The following is a 5,162-nucleotide window of genomic DNA, read 5'->3' as shown; positions in this document are numbered from 1 at the left end:
GGCGAAATCAATCGCTCATGACTTCAACCAGGCAGGCGAAAATCGACCACACCAGGCTGTCCCGGAATTAATGAAAACACTGTCCGCGATTTAGTGAAACCACTGTCCCGTTCTTCCGAAATACGCAGGAATACCAATGGTTCTGGCCAGATCAAACCGTCAAGGCCGACGAGAATCTCGCTCGCTGTTATTCCTGCCACCGGTCAAAACAGTCCGAACAGTTCATGTTCACCTTCGATGGTGCCATCTCCGATGATGATCCGCTCTGATGGTGAGGAGTAACGCCATGCTCCGGCTCGTGACTGACCGTCTCTTACTTCCCGCCGGCATGGCAACGCTCCTGGTGCTGTCGCTCGCCTACTGGTGGCTCGACAACGGTCCGCATGAGATCTTCGGCACACTGTTGTTCGGACTCCTGGCATGGCATCTTTCCATCAACAGGCGCTGGTTCCTGAAACTTCGCGTCGGCCGGTACGATGCCCGCCGGTTTGCGGTTGTGGCGATACACACATGGCTGGCGCTCAACATGGTAGTGTTGTTCGTAACCAGCATACTGATCTCCCGTTCGCTGCTGAGCTTCATCCAGTTCACGGATAATGTCAGCGTCATCGAACTCCACTGGTTTTCAGCCTATTGGGTGGTCATGATCATTGCCGTCCATGTCGGCACCCACTGGTCGCGGGTCATGGCTGCAGCGGGAACACTGTTCAGGCTCACACCATCGAGGATCAGGGCCTGGGTGCTCAGACTTGCTGCGGTGATGTTCGTAGCCCTCGGCGCATGGAGCTTCGCTGTTCTCGGCGTCTCGACGAAACTGATGTTTGGCTACAGCCTGGATTTCTGGGACTTCACCACGTCGGTGACGCCATTTTTTGCGCATTGGACAGCGATCGTCGCGGGTGTCGCCGTGCTTTCGCATTATTCGATGGCTGGCCTGAGGTCCGCCGGGACGCTTCGTTCTCAGTCAAGGAAGGGTGGAACATGAAACATCTCGCAAGAACGGCTTTGGTCGCCGCATCGCTCACAATGCCAATTGGAGGATCCGCTTTGGCTCAAGATAGCATTTCAATTTCGTCCGACTGGGGCAACGTCACGGCCGTGCTGGCCGACAACGAGTCCGCTCGCGCCCTTGCCGACATGCTGCCGTTGACGATCGAGATGGACGATCATCTGCGCCAGGAAAAGACCGGCAACCTGCCTTCTGCCTTGCCGGCCGTGTCGCGCCAGCGCGAATTCTCGGCGGGCACACTTGGTCTGTGGAGTTCGGGAGACTTCGTCATTTACTACCGTGATGGCCGCGTGCCATCACCCGGCATCGTCATTCTGGGCCAGGTCCAGGGGGACGTTTCCATCTTTGATCGTCCCGGCAGGGTGACTGTCAAAATCGACAGTATGAAGTGATCGAGTTCCTGGACGAACCCGCCGAGCATACGCTGGTCGTCGTCCTGGTGATCACTGTTGCGTCGATGAACCATCCTCTGAATGTCGAACCCATGAATTCGTTCATTGGGAAAGTATGGAATCTGCCACCTATTGTCATGAAAGGGAGAATATCATGAGAAATGCAGTCCTTCGCAAATCCAATTGTATCGAGCAACTCCGGCTGGTAACCAACTTTTCTTGGTTGCTATGCTCACGCTGGCAAATGTCCTGCTTCCGGTGTCCCCTGCCTCTGCGCATCACGGGTGGCCCGGCTTCCAAACCGACCGCCTCGTCTATATCGAAGGAACGGTCTCGTCAGAGGGCGTCTGGGGCATGACCTGCCACTGAACTTTCATCCGGCTGCGATTAGAGCCTCGGCGGTGGTGCTCTGGGACCAAACTTTGGACCGCCGGAAGCTGGAGTTTTCCGGCTCTGATCATGATGGCTGGCTGGTTGCGCCACCGGGATTGTGTAGGGCAATCGGGACGTTATATCCGATTGCCGAGTGAGGACGTTCCTCGTTGTAGTATCGACGCCAAGTCTCCAACTTTTCGCGCGAATCCGCAAGGGTCAGGAACCAATGGGCGTTCAGGCACTCCGACCGCAGCTTGCTGTTGAACGCCTCGATAAAGCCGTTGTCGGTTGGTTTGCCAGGCCGCGAGAAGTCCAGTGTGACGTTGTTGGCATAAGCCCAGAGGTCGAGATCACGGGAGATGAACTCGCTGCCGTTATCCACCCTGATCGTCTTCGGATAGCCGGTCTTCCGGCAGATGCTTTCCAAGGTCTGGACGACATCCTCGCCCCGATAGGTAAAGCGTGCGTCGGCGGCCGGGCAGTAACGCGAGTGCGTGTCGACCATAGTCAGGATGCGTAGCTTCTTGCCGGTCGCGAGCTGGTCGTGAACGAAGTCCCCTCTCGGCGTTTGCCAGCAAACGCCTGCCAGGGCAGCGCATCGCCCAGACATCGTTCGGCCCGACAGCCTCCTGACGGTCTTCCCGGAGCTTTGCTTTCACCCGGCGTTTGGGATGCTTGTTGCGTAGCTGAAGTCCTAACTCACTGTAAATTCTGCGCGTCTTCTTCATGTTGATCTTCCATCCATCGCGACACAAGTGGACATGGACACGCCGGTAGCCATACCGCACGCGTGTCTCGCAAATCTCCTTGATGCGTCGTTCGAGAGGGGCCTGTCCGGTGCGGCGGGACTTGTAGTGGTAGGTTGAAGTGTCGAACCTCAGGACCTTGCAGGCCCGTCGGATCGATATGCCCCAATCCACCAGCATCCCGTCGATCAGCTTGCGCTGCCGGACAGGCCTCAGAGCTTTCGGCGGATGACGTCCTGCAACATCTCGCGGTCCAGTGTCAGATCGGCGACGATCTTCTTGAGCCTGGAATTCTCATCTTCCAGAGCTTTCAATCGGCGCATCTCGTCGGGCAGCAGACCCGCATACTTCTTGCGCCAATTGAAATACGTCACTGGCTGATCCCCGCCTTCCGGCAAATCTCCGCCACCGGCACGCCGTCGTCGCCCTGCTTCAAAATAAACGCCTTCTGGGCGTCCGAGAACTTCGATGCCTTCATGCTTCCGCTCCTTTTCCCAGCCGGGAAATTAACGCGGAAAACTCCAGTTATGAACGGTCCAGTTTTTGGGGATCAGAGCAGTGGCGGCCGGCGTCCTCCAGCATCAGCAGGCAAAACTCAAGTCACGTCCATCTCAGACCCAGCAATTGACCGCCGAGTTGACGAAGGTCGAACAGCAGCAGGCAAGCATTATCCAGCAGATCAGTGATCGTGCGGCGGAAGCCCGCCCTCGCCTGACGGCATTGGATGATTTGCTAGACCGGCTTGAGCTTCAGCGAGGAACTCTTTCAGCTGAATTCGCAAATACGGCACATGTCGAGCCAGATATGTCGGAACGACTCGCCGAACTGCGCAGACAAATCAATCCGGAAGCCGTGCCAAAGATCATGGCGCTCTTTCTATATTTCGTGCGAGACGACGTCGATACCACAACGAAACAGCCCTTCGTGGACATGACGCGGAAACGCTTGAAGCTTCAGCACGAGTATGACTTCCAGCAGCGCCTGAAGGCCGGCGAGCTCGACACGGAGGCCAAACGCAAAAAGCTCCTCAGCGATTATGCTGAGGAGCTTGATAAGAAGAAGTTGGGATGGGTAAACTTGCAAGTTTCGTTGGTTGCGGGGGCAGGATTTGAACCTGCGGCCTTCAGGTTATGAGCCTATAACACAACGATTCCAATAAGTTATGAAAATCAGCGGCTTAGCCACTACCCCTTTGATTTCACCAATTTTCCGACCCCGTATTCGCCGACATTCGCCCGCATTCGGCTGCAAACACAGCGCGAAACGTGCATTCGCGGGTTGATGTGGCGTTGATGTGGCGTTGATGTGGACAATATCACTGCCCTGCTGGATCATGATCACAAACGGCCCACGCTGCCCTTGTTGTTGGCTTCAATTGCCGCGCTGCACGTCACCAATGCAGCCATTGGAGCGCGATCAGGTATAGTCGCTTTGCGCTGGACGGCTTTGGCGCATGTATCTAACTTCTGCGCACGGGCTTTTTTTCTCCTCACTGCCGCGAAGCTAGCCTGAGCTCGCCGGAGATGTGTATATAGAGCGATCCGTCGTTCAATTGATCCGGCAGAACACCCACTTCAAACAGCAAGCGTTCGAAATGTCGGTTGAGGAAGTGTATGTCATCCAGGTTCGTCCAATCGTCCAGTCGACTGTTGAACGCAGCGAGGTCTTCTTGAAAGAGTGTTGACCACTTCAAAAGTTCAAGCTGCGAAAGCGTTTGGTCCAATGATCCGCCTGGCCTGTGCGGACCGACAATCGAAGCGTGTGCCGCGAGATACCTTGCCATCGCCGTCATGAAACCCGACACATGGGTAGCGCAGCAGTCAAACAAACGTTCATGATCGCCGTTCATTTGATACTGCGCGTGCGCATCTGTCGTGACTGAAACCATCTGGTCAAGTTGAAGTAGTGCTTGCTCAGAATAGAATTCAACCGTCTCTTTGCTGGGAGCAATGAGGCGAGTGGAGAAATAGGTCGCTAGCAGTGTGTCATTAAACCGATAGAGCCAACCGTCATACGGGTCCGCGTGCGGTGAAAGCAGTGTCCCCGGGAATTTGCCTTCTAGCAGCGCGTTGAATGCGGCTGTTCCCAGGCAGTAGAAGACTATCGAAATGGCTTCCTCGCATAGGCTTTCGTCGTCCGAAATCAATTGCTCGGCAAGATAGCCCCTGAGCACTATGTGCGTCTTGATACCGTCGTCGCGTCTTACTGCGAGTGGCATGGCAACGCCGTTGGGGTTTGTGCCAGCAGAGGGGTCTATGATGCGACCAACGCCCAGACCTCGGTCCAGATCTTGCAGCGCCACCGCATAGTCCACGGCAAACGTGATGCCATCGAGGCGATGGATCGGGAGGGATCCTCCAAATGATTTGACCGTTTCATTGACGCTTTCTGAAACTTTTTTCGCATATGCCTCATCTCCGAAATCCCTGAAGGACACAGAATACGAAAAACCTTCACTCATCGACAAATCAGTCCATGTCACTGGTTGCGCTTCCCCTCGCATGTCATTCGGTTGTCAACGCCGGAGTAAAAACCGGCCAGGCGGCGGAGTAAAACCAGGCCACTTGCGGCGCACGCATGAGACCTCCGGGAGGGCGTAGCCCGAGCGGGGGTCTCATGCGTGCGCGTCGATGTTCTGAA

4 protein-coding genes and 1 pseudogene are annotated in these 5,162 nt (G+C 55.8%); 3 read left to right on the top strand and 2 right to left on the bottom strand.

Annotated features, from left to right (window positions below):
* The first annotated feature begins 286 nt into the window (after positions 1-286).
* Together AX760_RS01860 and AX760_RS01855 are read left to right on the top strand one after the other, a co-directional pair.
* Entirely contained in the window at positions 287-985 is a 699-nt protein-coding gene (locus AX760_RS01860; RefSeq protein WP_071831149.1) for a hypothetical protein, read from the top strand.
* The gene (locus tag AX760_RS01855; protein ID WP_175551992.1) at positions 982-1,401 is read left to right on the top strand and encodes a cyclophilin-like fold protein; all 420 of its coding nucleotides are present in this window, start codon (positions 982-984) and stop codon (positions 1,399-1,401) included. The genes AX760_RS01860 and AX760_RS01855 overlap by 4 nt, the downstream gene beginning before the upstream one ends.
* Positions 1,402-1,858: 457 nt before the next feature.
* On the opposite strand, the pseudogene AX760_RS01845 reads toward AX760_RS01855, so the two are convergent.
* Positions 1,859-3,000 (bottom strand): annotated as a pseudogene (locus AX760_RS01845) (IS3 family transposase).
* Between the two features lie 80 nt (positions 3,001-3,080).
* Between AX760_RS01845 and AX760_RS26980 the strand changes: the two are divergent.
* Positions 3,081-3,656 (top strand): hypothetical protein, encoded by a 576-nt coding sequence (locus AX760_RS26980; protein WP_175551991.1) that lies wholly within the window; start codon positions 3,081-3,083, stop codon positions 3,654-3,656.
* A gap of 355 nt (positions 3,657-4,011) precedes the next feature.
* On the opposite strand, the gene AX760_RS01830 is transcribed toward AX760_RS26980, so the two are convergent.
* On the bottom strand, positions 4,012-4,983 hold the full coding sequence (locus AX760_RS01830; RefSeq protein WP_071831146.1) for a hypothetical protein: 972 nt from the start codon (positions 4,981-4,983) through the stop codon (positions 4,012-4,014).
* Positions 4,984-5,162: the final 179 nt, after the last annotated feature.

The sequence above is a fragment of the Pararhizobium antarcticum genome, assembly GCF_001885585.1.
Lineage (GTDB): Bacteria > Pseudomonadota > Alphaproteobacteria > Rhizobiales > Rhizobiaceae > Pararhizobium > Pararhizobium antarcticum.
This window is presented reverse-complemented; position numbering and strand designations above follow the sequence as displayed.

Excerpts from the sequence above, each read along its gene's own strand:
- AX760_RS01860 (WP_071831149.1), top strand. The coding sequence starts at position 287 with ATGCTCCGGCTCGTGACTGACCGTCTCTTACTTCCCGCCGGCATGGCA.
- AX760_RS01855 (WP_175551992.1), top strand. The coding sequence starts at position 982 with ATGAAACATCTCGCAAGAACGGCTTTGGTCGCCGCATCGCTCACAATG.
- AX760_RS01830 (WP_071831146.1), bottom strand. The coding sequence starts at position 4,983 with ATGAGTGAAGGTTTTTCGTATTCTGTGTCCTTCAGGGATTTCGGAGAT.